Genomic DNA, 15,982 nt, shown 5'->3' with positions numbered 1-15,982 from the left:
GGGGAGATGTGGCTGGCGGTCCGCGTACCGCGGAAGTGGTGCAACGTCACGATGCTGCGGTTCATCGCCGTCCTCTTTCCACACCGCGCTGCGCGGTGAGATCCTTTTTGTAGGTTTCGGGTGTCAGGCTCGCGGTGACCAGGCTCACGATGCCGGCCAGCGCGATGAACACCCCAATGGGCCACAAGGCGCCTGCCCACGCCATCAGCCCGGTGGCAATCAGTGGCGCGGTGCCGTTGAACACGGCCCCACCAAGCTGGTAGCCGATGGACGCGCCCGAGTAACGCACCTTCGTATCGAACAGTTCGGCAAAGTACGCGGACACCGAGCCGTACTGGCCGTAGTTGGCAATGCCCAGGCCCAGCGCCATTGCCAGCCAGAACATGGCGGGAATGCCGGTGTTGATCAGCCAGATGGCCGGAAAGACGATGGCGATCGCAAAGGCCACATAGGCCATGTACACGCGCCGCCGGCCGAACCTGTCAGACAGACGCGCCGCAAGTGGCACGGAGATCAGGCCCACGGCCCCGCCTATCACGTTGCCCATCACGCTGGTGCTGGTTGAAAACCCGAGGTGGCCCACCGCATAGGTCGCGCCAAAGAAAGAGTAGGTACTGGAACCGACGCCATCTATGCACCGCAGCAGCGCCACGCGGATGATGTTGCCCGGGTGCCGCAGCACTTCCATGACGGGCTGGCGCGCAGGACCGCCCGTTGCTTTCATCTTCTCGAAGGCCGGCGACTCGGTGATCTTCAGACGGATGAACAGGCCTACGCCGAGCAGAAGGATGCTGAGCAAGAAAGGAATGCGCCAGCCCCATTCCATGAAGGCGTCGTGCGGCAGCAGTGCGAATGCCGAAAAGGTCCCCGTTGAAAGGATCAGGCCCGCCGGAGCGCCCATATGCGCCGCGCTGCCGTACAGCCCGCGCTTGCCGGGCGGCGCGTGCTCCACCGCCATCAAGACCGCGCCGCCCCATTCGCCGCCGACGGCAATGCCTTGCGCCAGGCGCAGTACCAGCAGCGCAATGGGTGCCCAGATACCGATCTTCTCGTAGGTGGGCAAAACGCCCACGAGCGTCGTCGCCACGCCCATGATGAGCAGCGTTGCCACCAGCACCGACTTGCGTCCGACACGGTCACCGATGTGACCGAAAAATGCGCCACCGAAAGGGCGCGCCAGGTAGCCGACCGCAAACGTGGCAAACGAGATCAGCGTGCCGACCGTCGGGTCATAGTTGGGGAAGAACAACTTGCTGAAGACGACGGCCGATGCAATGCCGTAGAGGAAGAAGTCGTACCATTCGATCGCCGTCCCTATGAAGCTCGCCATGGCCACTGTGCGCACTGAAGTTGAGGCACGGCCTGGACTGGAAGTTGCCGCAATGGGGTATGACATGAGGAGTCTTTTCTTCGAGATGTTGTGGTGGCAAAAGTCTACGTAGCGCCCCGCCCGCCTCATATTCAGAAGATCATCTCAAGCCATAAAGCCAGCTTATGCCCCTTGCCCTTTCTGCTCCCTGAATTGGTGCTCCGGTGATCAATCTCAAACATATCGAGGTCTTTCACGCGATCATGCGCACCGGTTCGGTCACTGGCGCGGCACGCATGCTCAATGTCACGCAGCCTGCGATCAGCAGCGTGCTCAAGCATCTGGAAAGCCGACTGCGAATGAAGCTTTTCGAGCGCACGGGTGGCAGGCTTCAGCCGACGCCCGAAGCGAACGCGCTGATGCCTGACGTGGCGGGCATATTCGGTCGGCTCGAGGCAATTGAACGACTCACCCAGGACCTTGCAGGCGGTCGGCTCGGCACCTTGTCCATTGCCGCGTCCTCGCCCATCGCCAATGGCCGGCTCGCTCGCCTGGTTGCCGACTTGCTGGTCGACCGACCGGGCGCCCAGATTTCTCTTCAAGCGCTCGCCTCGCCGCTCGTTCTTGACCGGGTCGCGAACCGCGAAGCAGAAATCGGTATCGCCTACGCCCCTGTCATGCATGCGGAAGTGAGCACCGAGGTGCTCGGTCGCAATGCCATCGGTTGCGTGATGCGCGACGATCATCCGCTGGCCGCGCGTTCGGAAGTCCAGGTACGCGAACTGGCGGACCACGCGCTGATCACCTATCTGCCGCAGGCATTGCTGCGCCCCTACATCGACCGTGCCTTTCAAGAGGCCGGTGTGGTTCCGACCATTGCGGTGCACGTCGGCTTGTCGATCACCGGAATGGCGCTGGCGTACCAGGAGGCGGGGGTCGCGCTGGTGGAGTTGGAACTGCTCGACTCGCTGCCCGTGCCTGGACTCGTGGCACGCCCTCTGCTCCCGCGCATCGAGCTCGAAACGATGCTGCTGCTGCACAAGACGGCACCACACTCGCGGCTGCAGGATCATTTTCTGTCCGTGCTTAGAAGCACCTTCGCATAGAAGCATCGTCTGGGCGTGCCGGCGGCGGTATCGGCCATCAGCACAGCTTATGGCTGCGCGCTTTTTTTTGATTGGCGTGCATGCGTGCAGGCGTCCGACACTTTGTCGTCACCGGAGGATTTCTCCCCAACGCCAAGGAAATGCGGATGAACAAGCGCTCTGTCTATGAGCCGGACCAGGCCGGCCTTTACTTTCCCACCCCACCGAGGTTTGCCACGCTTGTCGAGGAGCGGTTGCACAGAAAACAAAGGCTCGCCGCTGCATGCCGCGTGTTCGCTCGTTTCCGGTACGAGTACGGGTTTGCCGGTCACATCACGGTACGTGACCCGGAGCACACCAACCTCTATTGGACCAACCCGTTTGCGATGGACTTCGGTCGGGTCAAGGTGTCGGACCTGCTTCTGGTCGATCACACCGGTGCGGTACGCGAAGGCGCCTGGGCCGTGAACCGCGCGGGCTTCGTACTGCACGCCGCCATCCATGAAGCCAATCCGCATGTGCTGGCTTCCTGCCATGCGCACACGACCCACGGCATGGCCTGGGCCGCGCTGGGCCGCAAGCTCGATCCCATCACGCAGACCGCCGCCAGCTTCTACAGTGACCACGCGCTGATCACCGAGCAAGCCGGTGCGGTGGTGGTGGAGCGCGATGCCGGCCATGAGGTGGCGGCGGTGTTCGGCGAGAACAAGATCGTCATCCACCAGAACCACGGTCTGTTTTCGGCGGGCCGGGACAGCGTGGACGAAGCCGTGTGGTGGTTCATTGCCGCCGAGCGCGCATGCGAGATACAGCTCCTGGCAGAGGCGACAGGGCACCCGCTGAAGCTCATCAGCCCCGAGGCCGCGATGCATTCATCTGAACATCTGGGCACGCCGTTTTCCGCGTGGCTTCACTTCCAGCCGATCTACGACGCGATCTGCCGAAGCGACCCCGACCTGTTCGACTGACCACCGCATCGCCACGCCTTCTCCCGATCGATCGACCCGCGAGCACAAATCATGCGCACCTCTTCACACCGCCGCCGCCTGCTGCTGACCCTGGGTGCCACGGCACTCGCCATGCAGCTGGCTCCCGTTGCAAACGCGCAGGTCGGCAACGGCCGGCCGGTGCGCATCATCGTGCCGTTCACCGCGGGCAGCCAGACCGACGTGGTGGCGCGGATGATTTCGAGGCCCATGGCCGACTTCCTCAAGCAGACGGTGGTGGTCGACAACCGGCCCGGCGCAACGGGAACGATCGGTGCCCAGTCGCTGCTCGCAGACCCTGCCGACGGCGCCACGCTGCTGTTCGTTTCTTCCGCGTTCGCTGTGTTGCCTTCGTCGGGGCTGCGGCTGCCTTACGACCCGGTCAAGGACTTGCAGGCGCTCAGCATCGTCGCGCGCTCGCCGACCGTGCTTTTCGCCTCCAAGGCGTCCGGATTCACTAACACCGCCGAGCTTGTAGCCGCCGCCAAGGCCAAGCCAGGGAGCCTGAACTTTGCGTCTTCAGGTATCGGGTCAGGCACGCACCTCAACGCGGAATACCTGGCGAATGCCGCTGGCTTTCAGGCCACGCACATTCCTTACAAGGGCGGTCGCGACATGCTGGCGGAGGTGGTCGCCAATCGGGTGGACTTCGCCTTCCTGCCGGCCAGCGACCTGGTCGGCTTCGGACCGGACAAGCTGACGATGCTGGGTGTCAGCGGCAAGCAGCGCATTCGCCTGGCACCCGGCGTTCCTGCAATCGCCGAGTCGGGGTTGCCGGGCTTCGAATACTTCCTGTGGCAGGCGCTGTTGCTCAAGGCCCAGACACCGCAACCCACCGTGGACCGGATGGCATCGGCCGTTGCCTATGCGCTGGCCGATCCGGCCGTTGCCAAGGGCTTTCAGGACTTGGGCATCGATGCAATGAAGCTCGACGTCGACGGCTCGCGCCAGTTCGTTGCCGACGAAATGGCAAAGACCAGCGCACTGGTCAAGTCGCGCGGCCTCAGGCTGTCCGAATGAACACCCGCCAGCGCGTTGCGAGCGATCCCAGTGAATGGGCGCTTCGCGATCTTGCCGACGCATTCAGCACGCGCGCGTTGTCGCCCGTGGAGGTCGTCGAGTCTTTTCTGCGGCGAATTTCAAGCCTCGATCCATTGCTTCATGCCTATGCGCAGGTGTGGTCCGAAGCGGCGCTGGCGCAGGCCCGCGCCAGCGAACAGCGCCTGCTGCAAGGTGCGCCCCGCGGCCTGCTCGAAGGCGTTCCGCTCGCAGTGAAGGATCTGCTGCATGTGCAAGGCCGACGCACTGGCGCCGGCTCCGCGCTGTTTGCTGATCGACCATGCATGGACCACTCGGCGACAGTGGCGACGCGTCTCCAGGATGCCGGTGCGATCCTGCTCGGCAAGACGCATCTGGTCGAGCTGGCCTATGGCGGCTGGGGCACCAACCAGGGCATGGGCACACCGCGCAATCCTTGGGACATGGCGGTACATCGCGCCCCTGGCGGCAGCAGCAGCGGCTCCGCGGTGGCGGTCGCCTCGGGGTTGGCCGCCGGCGCCATTGGCACCGACACCGGCGGCTCGGTGCGGATTCCATCCGCGTTCTGCGGACTCACCGGGCTCAAGACCACGGCCGGGCGCGTCAGCCGCTACGGCGTCGACTTGCTCAGCGAAACCCTGGACACCGTCGGCCCCATGACGCGGACCGCCGAGGACGCGGCGTGCCTGCTGCAGGCGATGCACGGACCGGACCCGCGAGACCCCACGACGCTGGGTACCGCGGCGGAAGACTTTCTCCAGACCCTGGGCGCAAGCGTGGTGGGTGTGCGCTTTGCCCTGCTGCACCAGACGCTGGGCGAAGGCACCTCCCCGGCGGTGCGCCAAGGCGTCGAGGACGCATGCAAGGTTCTGCGAGCGCTTGGCTGCGTGGAAGCCGGCGGTGCTTTGCCGCAATTCGACCTGGCCGCCGACCAGGAAGCCTCCGGCGCCATCATTTCCGCCGAGGCATATGCCCGCCATGGCGAAGCGCTCCACAGATCCACCACATCCGGCGATGCGGCATCGCGTGCGCGCATTCTTCGGGGCGCGCACATTGCGCCTTCGCACTACCGGGAAGCGCTCGATCAGCGACGCAGTCGCATGGCTGAATTTCAGCGACTCTTCAAGCAACTGGACGTGTTGGTGCTGCCCACGGTACAGGTCACTGCCGCCGACCTTGCGACACTGGACGAAAGCGACCCTGCGCCCAGCCGCATGACTCGCTTCGTGGGCTACTACGGCTTGTGCGCCATCGCATTGCCTTGCGGGTTCAGCGCCGAAGGCCTTCCGGTCTCGCTGCAACTCGTGGCGGCACCGTGGCGCGAGGACCTGTTGCTGCGCCTTGGTGCGGCATTTCAGCGAGAGACGACACACCATTGCGCTCGCCCCTTGCTGGACGCATTCACCACGCACGCGCGGTCTCCCGGTGGCGTCGAACGCGGCGCGAAGCGCACATAAGGCATCTGGAAGGACGAGCAAATGACCAAAGAAGTCGCAGTTTTTCGCAACATCCGATATGCGCGTGCAGCGCGGTTCGAGCAGCCCGAAGTGCTGGCGTGGGACGGCAAGCATCACACCGAGCGCGGCCCGATCTGCCCGCAAGCGCCTTCGCGGCTGGAAGTCGTGCAAGGCCCGCTTGCACCCTTGGAGTTCAACGAGCACTGTCAGGTGCTGTCGGTGTTCACACCGGGCGCACCGGGCACAGCACGCACCGTGAGCAAGCGGCCGGTGATGGTGTTCATCCATGGCGGTGGCTTTGTCACCGGCGGCGGCGAGCTGCCTTGGCACGACGGGGACAAGCTGACCGCGGAGCAAGACGTGGTCGTGGTGTCGGTGACCTACCGCCTTGGGGCGTTCGGCTACCTGCAGTTTCCATCGAGCACCGGCCCCAGCTTTGCAATGGCCGACCAGGTTGCAGCCCTCCATTGGATCAGGACGCACATTTCGCAATTGGGTGGCGATCCAGACAACGTGACGGTGTTCGGACAGTCGGCCGGTGGGTTCTCCATCGTGGCCATGCTGGCCTGGGGCCACGGAGGCACCTTGTTTCAGCGTGCCATCCTGCACAGCGGAGCCCATGGTGCCGCGCGCACGCGGGACGAAGCAGAGCGGGTTTCGAAGATGTTCCTCGCCGAACTGGGGCAGGACCCTCGCGCCGCGAGCGTCGACGACCTCGTTGCCGCCCAGAGCCGACTCGCCAGGACGCTGAATCAACTGCTGGTCTGGGCCCCTGTCTCGCCCGACACACCGTTGGGGTCTGCCGTCGACACCATTGCCGGATGGTGCAAGGACGACGCGCTGCCTTTTGTTCTTCTGAACAACCACGTCGCTGCAACACCCGGAACACAAGTGCGCTACGCGGCCGAGACGGCCGAGATGAATGCGCTGTTCGAAGGAGGGTCTCGCAGCCTGGTTCAAGAGCTGGCCGCGAAGGGCCAGAGGGCTTTTCTTTTTCGCTTCGACTGGCAATCGCCGGATACCGGATTAGGGGCCTGCCATTGCATCGATCTGCCATTTTTGCTCGGCAGCGCGCAAGCCTGGTCGGCGGCGCCGGAGCTTGGGAAGGCCCGCTGGGCGGACATCGAGCAGCTTGGCACGGGCATGCGCCGCATCTGGGCGGACTTCGCCCGCGGATCGACCGAAGGCTGGCATGCAGGAACGGTGAGGCATCTGCCGTGAGCGACCGCGCGAGCCGCCGGGTGCATTGGCAGCCGATCGGGCTTGGCCCGCGACGAGCCGAGAAACACCCCGAATCGCTACGATGCGCCATTCACTTCCGAGCCCAGCATGCAACCTCGCATCGATGAAGAAATCACCTTTCGCAAGCTCGAAACGCTGATTGCGTTCATGGAAACGGGCAACCTGGCGCGCGCCGCCGAGTTGCTGGACGTGAGCCCCGTGAGCGTGCATCGTGCCCTTCATTCGCTGGAGTCCGGGGTGCGCTGCGCGCTGTTCCGGCACGAGGGCCGCAACCTGCATCCCACCGAGGCCGCGCAAACGCTGGCCGAGGTGGCGCGCGAGGTGCTCAAGACGCTGTCGCAGGGCGTGCGGGCCACGCGCGAGGTGGCAGGTTATTCGGCCGACCGCATCCGCATCGGGTCGCTCTATTCGCTCACCATCCGCACGGTGCCGACGGTGCTCATCCACATGAAGGTGCGAAAGCCGACGCTGGAGACCGAACTCGTGCTCGGCTCCAACGCCGACCTGCTGCGCAAGCTGCGCGACGGCTCCATCGACGCGGCCCTGATGGCGCTCCCCGAAGGCGAGGCCGACCTGGTGTCGGAGCCGCTCTTCGACGACGAAATTCATTTCGCCGCACCCGTGGGCTCGCGCTATGCGCAACATGAGCGTGTGGACCTGAGCACCTGCGCCGACGAACACTTCGTCAGCCTCAAGGAAGGCTTTGCCACGTACAACGGCTTCGTGGAAGCGTTCCGCGTGGCCGGCTTCACGCCCAATGTGGTGATGCAGACCGGCGACATCTTCTCGCTGATGAACCTGGTGAGCGGCGGCATCGGCTGCACGCTGCTGCCAGGGCGCGTACGTGACGTGTTCTCGCAGAACGTGCAACTCATTCCGGTGCAGCCCAAGTACCTGATGCGCCAGACGCTGGCGGTCAGTTTCCTGCGCACACGTGAGCGCGACCCCAACTTGCTGGCGTTGCTGGCGGTATGTCGCAGCGCTAAAGCCGAGCTTTGCTGAGACCCATGCCCTTGAGCCACGTCCATGTTCCCCGCCAATCGAAAAACACGGATGGACAAGCGGACCTGTGCGCCCTGATCTCTACGGCTGTCGTTCTAGAAGCGTGACTGCATGCGCGAAAGCCAGTCGCGCGCTCCCTGCAGGGTCTTGAAATCGTCGAGGCTGCGCGCATCAACGCCGGCATGCGCACCGCAAACCATGTCGCTGAGTGCCCGGCCTGGGCCCAGCTCGAAGAACGCCGTGGCGCCGGCTTCTACGCAAGCGTCCAGGCATGACGCCCATTGGACGGTCTGAGAAATCTGCAGGGACAACTTCTGCGCACCTTGCGCCGCGCTCAGCACCGCTTCACCGTCGATGCCGCTGAACAAGCGCGCGCCCAGGCGCGGGGAGCGTGCCATGGCGGCGGCGGCGAGGCTGTTCCTGAAAGCGGCCGTGGCATCGCCCATCAGGAAGGTGTGCGACGCCACCTTCACATCGATTGGCACGACCCGTGCCGCGCCTTGGGCCAGCGCCTGTGCAGCGATGTCCGCAAGCGCATCGCGCATGCCGCCCAGCACCCAAGCGTTGCCAGGGTTGACGATGGCGACCGCGGCTTCACGGTGTTCGCACAGCCGGTCGATGTCGGGCCGCTCGAGGCCGCGCACGAACAGAAGACCTTGTTCGCCTTGCCTGGCCCGCTGTGCGGCATCCATGGCGTCGGCGCGCGCGGCAACGAGCGCGAGCGTGTCGCTCGCGCTCGTCAAGCCTGCGATGTGCCACGCCGCCATTTCGCCCACGCTGTAGCCCGCGATGCAGCAGCGCGGCGAAAACGCGTCCGCCAGCGCGGCCCAGGCGCAGAGGGGCTGCAGCGTGCATAGCAATTGCGCCGAGCGGTTCTCATGGAGTGCATCGATGTCGGCTTCGCGCACCCAGGTGCGCGGGTCGTGTCCGAGCAGTTCGGTGGCGTGGGCGAAAAGCGCTTGCGCTTCGACAGCCGCGCCTGTCAACGAGAACATGTCGGCGTTCTGGCTGCCTTGTCCCGCGCAGAGGATGGCGAGCGTCATGGCGTGCCGCCTGGCCCGCAGAGGCATGCGATGGTCAAGCCCGAAGGCAGGAAGATCGCTGTCACGGCGCGGGCTCCTGCTCTATTGCCATCGCGAACAGGCTCATCGCCAGCAGGTCGGCCGCGCCGCCCGGGCTGAGCCAACGCGCCACGAAGGCGTGATGGATCTTCTCTGCGGCGCGACGCCAGCCGGGCTGCCCGACGCCGCCGGCGGCCAGGAATGCGCGCGCACTTTGCTGCGCGAAGCGCAGGCCGGCGGCACCTCCGCGGTGCAGCAGGTTGGTGTCCTCCAGTTCGGCGATCAGCGCAAAGCATGCCTGCACCCTTGCAGCTTGTGCATCGCACGGTGCCACCCGCGCGGCGTGGCGCAAGGCGGGCATGCCGATGCCATAGACGCTTGGAAAGCCCAGCGCGGCTTCCTGCCGGGCGCCGCCTGCGCCGTAGCGACGCTTCATGGCTTCGCCATGGCTGTCGCTCGGCCGCGGGCCGGCCAGGATGGCCGGGCCCCAGCGGCGCGATACGGTGTCGCCCAGGGACTGCAAGTTACCGCCCTCCATGCCGCGTCGCGCCCTCAGCCCGGCCGCGGCGCACAACAGGCCCAGGCCGAAGATGGCCCCGCGATGCGTGTTCACACCACCGGTCGCCGCCGTCATCGCGCACTCGGCGCGCAGGCCGATCTTTCTCAGTGCGGTCATGTCCTGGTCCTGCATGCCGGCCGCGGCCAGTTCCGTGAAGAACGGTCGAAGTGCCGCTGCGCTGCGGTGAAAGGTGGCTGCGTCCATGTCCGTGTGGCTGCCCGCGTCGACGTGACTGACCAGCCCCGGCTTCGGCCAGGTGTGCACCTCCAGTCGAAGGCTGCGCTCGGCCAGTGCACCCACGTGTTCCGCGCAGGTGCGCGCTCGGTCGTGGCGGCCTGCGGCCGGGCCGCTCCATGTCGGCGCTGCCGCGTTCATGCGACGGGCTCCAGAAACTGCGAGCGGGAACACAGCAGCGGGTCGCTTGCCGTCTTGAGCATCACCTCGGCGCTGCGCGCATGAAGTTCGCGCCAGTTGACGCCCACCCCGTCGCTGCGGAGCAATTCGCCGTCCACTCGCATCGGTGCTGCGCCGTCGATGTCGGCCACGGCCGCCAGAAATTCTTCGATGCACTCGCTGGCGGGCAGCGTCCAGGTCAGATCGATGTCCGAGCCGCGGCTCAGGTAGTCCAGTCCGGTCAGCCATTGCCAGGCGAGGCTGCCGAACACGCGGGTCTGCACGCCGAAGCGGTCGCCGACGGCCAGCAGCTGCCGCAGGGCAGGGTGCCAGGCCCGCGGCGCTGATGTGACGACTTCGCACAGCTGTGGCAAGGCCGAGACCGAAGCGATGTGGCGGGCCTGCACCTGCAGGGCGAGGCGCCGCTTGCCGGCGCTGGGTGGCAGGGGCAGGCCCAGCGGCAGCCACGATGCGTCGCCGCGTTCACCCGGCAAGCGCCGCCGCACGATGAGTGGCCAGCCACGCTGTGCCCAGCCTTGGAGCAGGGGCTCGTTGGCCGGGTCGTCGCGCGATGCCATCAGCGCGGCCCAGGCGGGCGCGGCAACCCGCACCAGATGGTGCCGCGGCAGGCGCGCGTCAGCGGGCAGGGCGGGCAAGTTCATACACGCGCCTTGCAATGTCGACGGCCTTCGGGCGGCCATTGCGTGCCTTGCCAAGCTGGTCGCGCAGGTCCGGCGCGTGCGCGCCCTGCGCAGGCAGGGCTTTCAGCACCTCGTCGAGCTGCAGGTCGAGCCGGCGCGTGGGGTCCAGCAGGCACGCCACCGCACCGGTCTGCATCAGGTTGTCCAGACCGGGCGCGAAGACCGGGGTGGACCTGGCCATTTCCTGCAGCACCTCGATGGGCAACTTGGTCACGCGCGACATGGACGGCAGGTCCATCACCATCGGCTCCGCCCCTGGCAGAGCCAACAGCGTTCGCGTCGACAGCGCGGTGGCAATGAAGGCCCCCGCGGCCGTATGGCCGTAGAGCAGGCCGACGGTCGCGTGGCCGCGCGCGTCGGCCAGGTTCAGGCATTTCGCGAGATGCGCCAGGTACTCGCTGAGCCCCAGCAGCTCGTCGCGCTTGCTCATGCGCTGGCTGTCGCTGTCTATCAGCACCAGGATCGGCGCCGTGCCTCCTGCTTCGAGCGTGTCCAACACCTTGCGCGCGAGCCAGGCCGCCTCGTCGATGCCGATGGCCTTGCGGCCGTCGACCCCGACGACGGCGATCTCCGTGCCGTCCGCACGCGGGCCCTTGCCCGAAAGCAGGCCGTTTTCGAGCACCACCTGGTGACCTGCCGGAAAGAGCGAAGCGAGAATTTCAGCGAGCGTCATGAGCAGGCTCCTCCAGTCGGTTGGCCAACGCGACGAATGCCTCGAAGGGCATGCCGGGAATGGCGGCTGGGTGGTCGGCGCCCAGCGCCTGCCACACGTCCATTGCGTCGCGGCACTGGCCGAAGCGTTCGATGCGCCGCTCCAGACGGGTCTGCTCGGCCTCGAGAGTGGCCTCGTCGGGTGTCGAGGCGAACTGGAACAGATCGACCGCCGCCGCGCGAAAGCTGGCCATGGTGTCGTCCACGAACCGCTCGGCGCCGCCGATCAGGCGCCTGTGCTTGCCGCCCATGGTGCGCCACACCAGCGCGCGGTCCTTGGCGTCGAACTCTTCGACGCCGCGGTTGGTCTCGATGACTTCCGGGCCGGACACGCTGATGCGCCCCTGTTCGGAGACGGCCAGCGCGGAGCAACACCCCGCAATCAGTCCGCCTCCGCCATAGCAGCCGGCGCGCCCGCCGATCAGGCCCACCACCGGCACGCCGGCCAGGCGCGCGTCCAGCAGGGCGCGAATGATCTCCGCGATCGCCAGTTCGCCCGCGTTGGCCTCCTGCAGACGCACACCGCCGGTGTCGAACAGGATCAGCACCGGCACCGTGCCGATGTCGCGCGCGGCGCGCAGCAGGCCCGTGAGCTTGGCGCCATGCACCTCGCCGAAGGCGCCCCCCATGAAACGGCCCTCCTGCGCGGCCACCAGCACCGGCGCACCGTCGAGACGGCCACGGCCCACGACCATGCCGTCGTCGAACTGTTGTGGAAGGTCGAACAGCGGCAGGTGCGGGCTGGTCTCGCGCAGTTCGGGGCCAATGAATTCCTCGAAGCTGCCCGCGTCGAGCAGGCCGTCCACGCGCTGGCGCGCAGACGCTTCGTACCAGCTGGCCGCGAGCCGCTCGTCCTCGTGGTGCACCGGGGCGCTCATGACGGGTCGCCTTCTACCGCGCGCACCGCCTGTGCGAGCCGAAGCGCGACGGTATCGGGGCGGGCACCGCCATCGTTCACGGACAGCTTCAGGCCCCCCGGAGAACGGCGCTCGACAAAATCCTGGACCACGGCCTGCCAGACTTCGCTGAAGCCCTCGGCCGCCGTGCGAATGTCGACTTCGCATTCGCTGTCGGGCAGCAGCCGCTCCACCAGCACTTCCAGGTTGCCGGAGGCGACCACGCCCACGATGGCCTGGGGCCTGGACCCGGCCGCGCGCTGGCGCGCGGCGTGCCGAAAACTGAGTTGTTCCATCGATGTGTTTCCTTACCAGTTTCTGAATTTGGACGGGGGCGCATAGAGGCCGCCGGACCACTTCACAAGATCCTTGATGGAGCGCGCGGCAAGCATGCGGCGGTCGGCGTCCATCGGGTCGATACCCAGGTCTTCGGGGCGACGGATCACGCCGCGCTCGCGCAGGCGCTGAACCATCTTCGGGTCGCGCCGCCGACCGATCTCGGTGTAGCCGGCAACGCCGCGAATCGCCTGCTCGCGCTCGTCGCTGTCCCGGCACAGCAGCAGGTTGGCAATGCCTTCCTCGGTCACGATGTGGGTCACGTCGTCGCTGTAGACCATTACCGGTGCCAGGTCCAGGTTCAGCTTCTCGGCCAGGCGCAGCGCGTCCAGGTGCTCCACGAACAGGGGCACGTTCTTGTCGCCGAAGGTCTCGCCGATCTGCACGACGAGCTTGCGACCGCGGCGCAGCGCGGGCGGGCTGTCGGGGTCGGCCTCCTTGCCGGCCTGCAGCCAGGGTGCGCTGGGGTGGCGCCGCCCGCGCGCGTCACTGCCCATGTTGGGCGCACCACCGAAGCCGGCCACGCGCTCGGTGGTCACGGTCGAGGAGTTGCCCTGCAGGTCGATCTGCAGCGTGGAGCCGATGAACATGTCGCAGGCATAGAGCCCCGCCGTCTGGCAGAACGCGCGGTTCGAGCGAAGCGAGCCGTCGGGGCCGGTGAAGTAGATGTCGGGGCGCGCGCGGATGTAGTCGTCCATGCCCACCTCGGAGCCGAAGCTGTGGATTTGCTCCACCCAGCCCGACTCGATGGCCGGGATCATGGTCGGGTGCGGGTTGAGCGCCCAGTGGCTGGCCACCTTGCCCTTCAGGCCCAGGCGCTCTCCATAAGTCGGCAACAGCAGCTCGATGGCCGCCGTGTTGAAGCCGATGCCATGGTTCAGCCGCTTGACGCCGTACGGCGCGTAGATGCCCTTGATGGCCAGCATGGCGGTGAGGATCTGCGTTTCGGTGATGGCGGCGGGGTCGCGCGTGAACAGTGGCTCCACGTAGAAGGGCTTGCCGCTCTCCACCACAAAATGCACCCAGTCGGCCGGAATGTCGATGCGCGGCAGCTTGTCGACGATCTCGTTGACCTGCGCGATGACCACGCCGTCCTTGAATGCCGTCGCCTCCACCACGGTGGGCGTGTCTTCGGTGTTGGGGCCGGTGTACAGGTTGCCTTCGCGGTCCGCGCTCACGGCGGCGATCAGCGCCACCTGCGGCGTGAGGTCGATGAAGTAGCGCGCGAACAGCTCCAGGTAGGTGTGCACCGCGCCGAGCTGGATCTTTCCGCTGAACAGCATCCTGGCAATGCGCTGCGACTGCGGGCCCGAGTAGGCGTAGTCCAGCCGTTTGGCGATGCCGCGCTCGAACACGTCCAGGTGCTCAGGCAGCACCACGCCGGACTGCACCATGTGCAGGTCGTGAATCTTGGCGCTGTCCACGCCCGCCAGTGCGGCGGCCAGCAGCTCGGCCTGTTTCTGGTTGTCGCCCTCCAGGCAGACGCGGTCGCCCGGCTGAAGCACGGCCTCCAGCAGCGCGGTGGCATCTTCAGGCGCGACGTGCTTGCCGTTGGCATGGCGCGCGCCGGCCTGCAGCCGGGCGTTTCTTGCGCGCTTTGCGCTGTCCCAGGTGGTCATAGGGGTGCCTTTGTTTCGCGTGTGATCGACACGGCGATGGGGCGGGCGGCGAAGACGCCGATCCTGGCGGCCGGCATTGGCATGCGATGGGTAGTCATGGGGGGTGCTTTGCTGGGGCTTGCTTTGCGGATGACGGCGCGCGGAACAGAAGCCAAGAAAAACAAAAACCGAAAAGAGCGCCGTGTCTGGAATCGAAGTTACCGGCGGGCTCCCTCCGAATCAATCAACGGCGGCGTCGAATCCTTTCGCTTTGCGAAACGATTCAGCGGGCTGCTCGGCAAGTGCATTCGCGTCGGTTGCCAGCAATGCCTCGTGCCCGCGCGGCTCGGCGATCCACGGGATGGACTACACCAGCCCGCGCCTGCCACCGACCTTGCGCCGCCTGCGTGCAGCGAACCATCAAGCCCATTGCATCTTTCGTTCAACCTTCATTCCAAAGGAGCCACACCATGAACCCGACCAACAACTCAGGCGACCCAGGCAACTCACGCCAACTCGACGACCGCGAAGACCTGAACCTCGACCCCATCACCGGCGAGCCCGGTTCGCACCCCGTCGGTACGGGCGCTGGCGCCACCGGCGGTGCTGTCGCCGGAGCGGCTGTGGGCGCCCTTGGTGGCCCGGCCGGCGCGGTGGCCGGCATGCTGGTGGGCGCTGTCGTCGGTGGCCTGGGCGGCAAGGCCGTGGCGGAACGCGTGAACCCCACGGCCGAGCACAGCCATTGGCAAGGCACCTTCACACGCGAGCCCTACTACGAGCCGGGCCTGAGCTACGACCACTACGCGCCGGCCTACGAGCTGGGCTGGAGCCGTCGCACGGCGGTGGACGACGACTTTGCCGCCGTCGAGCCTTCGCTCGCGCAAGAGTGGGAAGCGCGCCGCGGTGCTTCGTCGCTCAGCTGGGCGCAGGCGCGGCCGGCCTCGCACGCCGCGTGGGAGCGCGCCGACCGGCTCTACATGCGTGAAGAAGACACCTCGTTCCCCGAAGGCGACCCGCTGTCGAACGACGACGTGGTCGACGTGCTGAACGACGTGCTGGAGAACACGCGCGACGGCGAAGCGGGCTTTCGCACCTGCGCTGAAGAAGTGGAGTCGGCGCGCCTGAAGGAGGTGTTTGCAACGCGCGCCGCGCAGTGCCGTGAGGCCGCTGCGCAGCTGTCGCAGTTGATCGTTTCGTACGGCGGCAAGCCGGCCGAAGGCGGCACGGCCTCGGGCGCGTTGCATCGCGGCTGGGTGCAGCTGAAGGGGGCGGTGGGCGCGAACAGCGAGCTGTCGATGCTGGAGGAATGCGAGCGCGGCGAAGACGCCGCGGTGGCGCGCTATCGCAAGGCCTTGAAGGCGCAACTGCCGCAGGGCGTGCGCCAGGTGGTGCAGTCGCAGGCGCAGGCGGCGCAGCGCAACCATGATCAGATTCGTGACCTGCGCAATGCGGCAAGGGCCGCTAAGGCGTGATGCAGGAAGGCGCTGGCGTGCCCGCCGACGCATGTCGGACCGCCGGCGCCACGCGCACATGCCTCCCACCTATTGCTTCGGTGGGCGCCGTCCTACCCGGTCCGCACCGCGGCCTTCGTACATTGAATTCACCGGA

General features: G+C 66.6%; 16 protein-coding genes. 8 read left to right on the top strand and 8 right to left on the bottom strand.

What is annotated here, in order from left to right:
- Positions 1-61: 61 nt before the first annotated feature.
- Positions 62-1,396, bottom strand: a complete 1,335-nt coding sequence (locus VLK31_RS25270; protein ID WP_409171216.1) for an MFS transporter — start codon at positions 1,394-1,396, stop codon at positions 62-64.
- Between the two features lie 137 nt (positions 1,397-1,533).
- Here VLK31_RS25270 and VLK31_RS25265 point away from each other — a divergent pair, with 137 nt between their 5' ends.
- The 6 genes from VLK31_RS25265 to VLK31_RS25240 all read left to right on the top strand — a co-directional run bounded on the left by VLK31_RS25265 (position 1,534) and on the right by VLK31_RS25240 (position 8,119).
- Positions 1,534-2,415, top strand: coding sequence for a LysR family transcriptional regulator (locus VLK31_RS25265; RefSeq protein WP_409171215.1), 882 nt, complete (start codon positions 1,534-1,536; stop codon positions 2,413-2,415).
- Positions 2,416-2,561: 146 nt separating this feature from the next.
- On the top strand, positions 2,562-3,362 hold the full coding sequence (locus VLK31_RS25260) for a class II aldolase/adducin family protein (protein WP_409171214.1): 801 nt from the start codon (positions 2,562-2,564) through the stop codon (positions 3,360-3,362).
- Positions 3,363-3,413: 51 nt separating this feature from the next.
- Complete coding sequence (locus tag VLK31_RS25255; protein ID WP_409171213.1) at positions 3,414-4,400, top strand: tripartite tricarboxylate transporter substrate-binding protein; 987 nt, start codon at positions 3,414-3,416, stop codon at positions 4,398-4,400.
- On the top strand, positions 4,397-5,875 hold the full coding sequence (locus VLK31_RS25250) for an amidase (protein ID WP_409171212.1): 1,479 nt from the start codon (positions 4,397-4,399) through the stop codon (positions 5,873-5,875). The genes VLK31_RS25255 and VLK31_RS25250 overlap by 4 nt, the downstream gene beginning before the upstream one ends.
- 21 nt (positions 5,876-5,896) lie before the next feature.
- A complete protein-coding gene (locus VLK31_RS25245) occupies positions 5,897-7,096 on the top strand; it encodes a carboxylesterase family protein (RefSeq protein WP_409171211.1) in 1,200 nt (399 codons plus the stop codon).
- A gap of 108 nt (positions 7,097-7,204) precedes the next feature.
- A complete protein-coding gene (locus VLK31_RS25240) occupies positions 7,205-8,119 on the top strand; it encodes a LysR family transcriptional regulator (RefSeq protein ID WP_409171210.1) in 915 nt (304 codons plus the stop codon).
- A 95-nt stretch (positions 8,120-8,214) separates the two neighbouring features.
- On the opposite strand, the gene VLK31_RS25235 is transcribed toward VLK31_RS25240, so the two are convergent.
- From VLK31_RS25235 to mdcA, 7 genes are all read right to left on the bottom strand, one after another.
- The gene (locus tag VLK31_RS25235; RefSeq protein WP_409171209.1) at positions 8,215-9,162 is read right to left on the bottom strand and encodes a malonate decarboxylase subunit epsilon; all 948 of its coding nucleotides are present in this window, start codon (positions 9,160-9,162) and stop codon (positions 8,215-8,217) included.
- A gap of 61 nt (positions 9,163-9,223) precedes the next feature.
- Positions 9,224-10,114: a triphosphoribosyl-dephospho-CoA synthase MdcB gene (gene mdcB / locus VLK31_RS25230; protein ID WP_409171208.1), complete on the bottom strand. Its 891-nt coding sequence runs from the start codon at positions 10,112-10,114 to the stop codon at positions 9,224-9,226.
- Complete coding sequence (mdcG, locus tag VLK31_RS25225; RefSeq protein ID WP_409171207.1) at positions 10,111-10,794, bottom strand: malonate decarboxylase holo-[acyl-carrier-protein] synthase; 684 nt, start codon at positions 10,792-10,794, stop codon at positions 10,111-10,113. The genes mdcB and mdcG overlap by 4 nt, the downstream gene beginning before the upstream one ends.
- Positions 10,769-11,506 carry a biotin-independent malonate decarboxylase subunit gamma gene (mdcE, locus tag VLK31_RS25220; protein WP_409171206.1) on the bottom strand — a complete coding sequence of 246 codons (738 nt, stop codon included), beginning with the start codon at positions 11,504-11,506 and terminating at the stop codon, positions 10,769-10,771. The genes mdcG and mdcE overlap by 26 nt, the downstream gene beginning before the upstream one ends.
- On the bottom strand, positions 11,493-12,422 hold the full coding sequence (locus VLK31_RS25215) for a biotin-independent malonate decarboxylase subunit beta (protein WP_409171205.1): 930 nt from the start codon (positions 12,420-12,422) through the stop codon (positions 11,493-11,495). Before VLK31_RS25215 ends, mdcE begins: the two co-directional genes overlap by 14 nt.
- Positions 12,419-12,736 (bottom strand): malonate decarboxylase acyl carrier protein, encoded by a 318-nt coding sequence (mdcC, locus tag VLK31_RS25210; protein WP_409171204.1) that lies wholly within the window; start codon positions 12,734-12,736, stop codon positions 12,419-12,421. The genes VLK31_RS25215 and mdcC overlap by 4 nt, the downstream gene beginning before the upstream one ends.
- 12 nt (positions 12,737-12,748) lie before the next feature.
- A complete protein-coding gene (gene mdcA, locus VLK31_RS25205) occupies positions 12,749-14,395 on the bottom strand; it encodes a malonate decarboxylase subunit alpha (protein ID WP_409171203.1) in 1,647 nt (548 codons plus the stop codon).
- 21 nt (positions 14,396-14,416) lie between these two features.
- Here mdcA and VLK31_RS25200 point away from each other — a divergent pair, with 21 nt between their 5' ends.
- Together VLK31_RS25200 and VLK31_RS25195 are read left to right on the top strand one after the other, a co-directional pair.
- Positions 14,417-14,848: a hypothetical protein gene (locus VLK31_RS25200; RefSeq protein WP_409171202.1), complete on the top strand. Its 432-nt coding sequence runs from the start codon at positions 14,417-14,419 to the stop codon at positions 14,846-14,848.
- A complete protein-coding gene (locus tag VLK31_RS25195; RefSeq protein WP_409171201.1) occupies positions 14,845-15,846 on the top strand; it encodes a ferritin-like domain-containing protein in 1,002 nt (333 codons plus the stop codon). The genes VLK31_RS25200 and VLK31_RS25195 overlap by 4 nt, the downstream gene beginning before the upstream one ends.
- The last annotated feature ends 136 nt before the right edge of the window (positions 15,847-15,982 follow it).

This window comes from Variovorax sp. H27-G14, assembly GCF_046156345.1.
Classification (GTDB): domain Bacteria; phylum Pseudomonadota; class Gammaproteobacteria; order Burkholderiales; family Burkholderiaceae_C; genus Variovorax.
The sequence above is the reverse complement of the archived record's forward strand: the minus strand, read 5'-3'. Positions and strand labels throughout refer to the sequence as shown.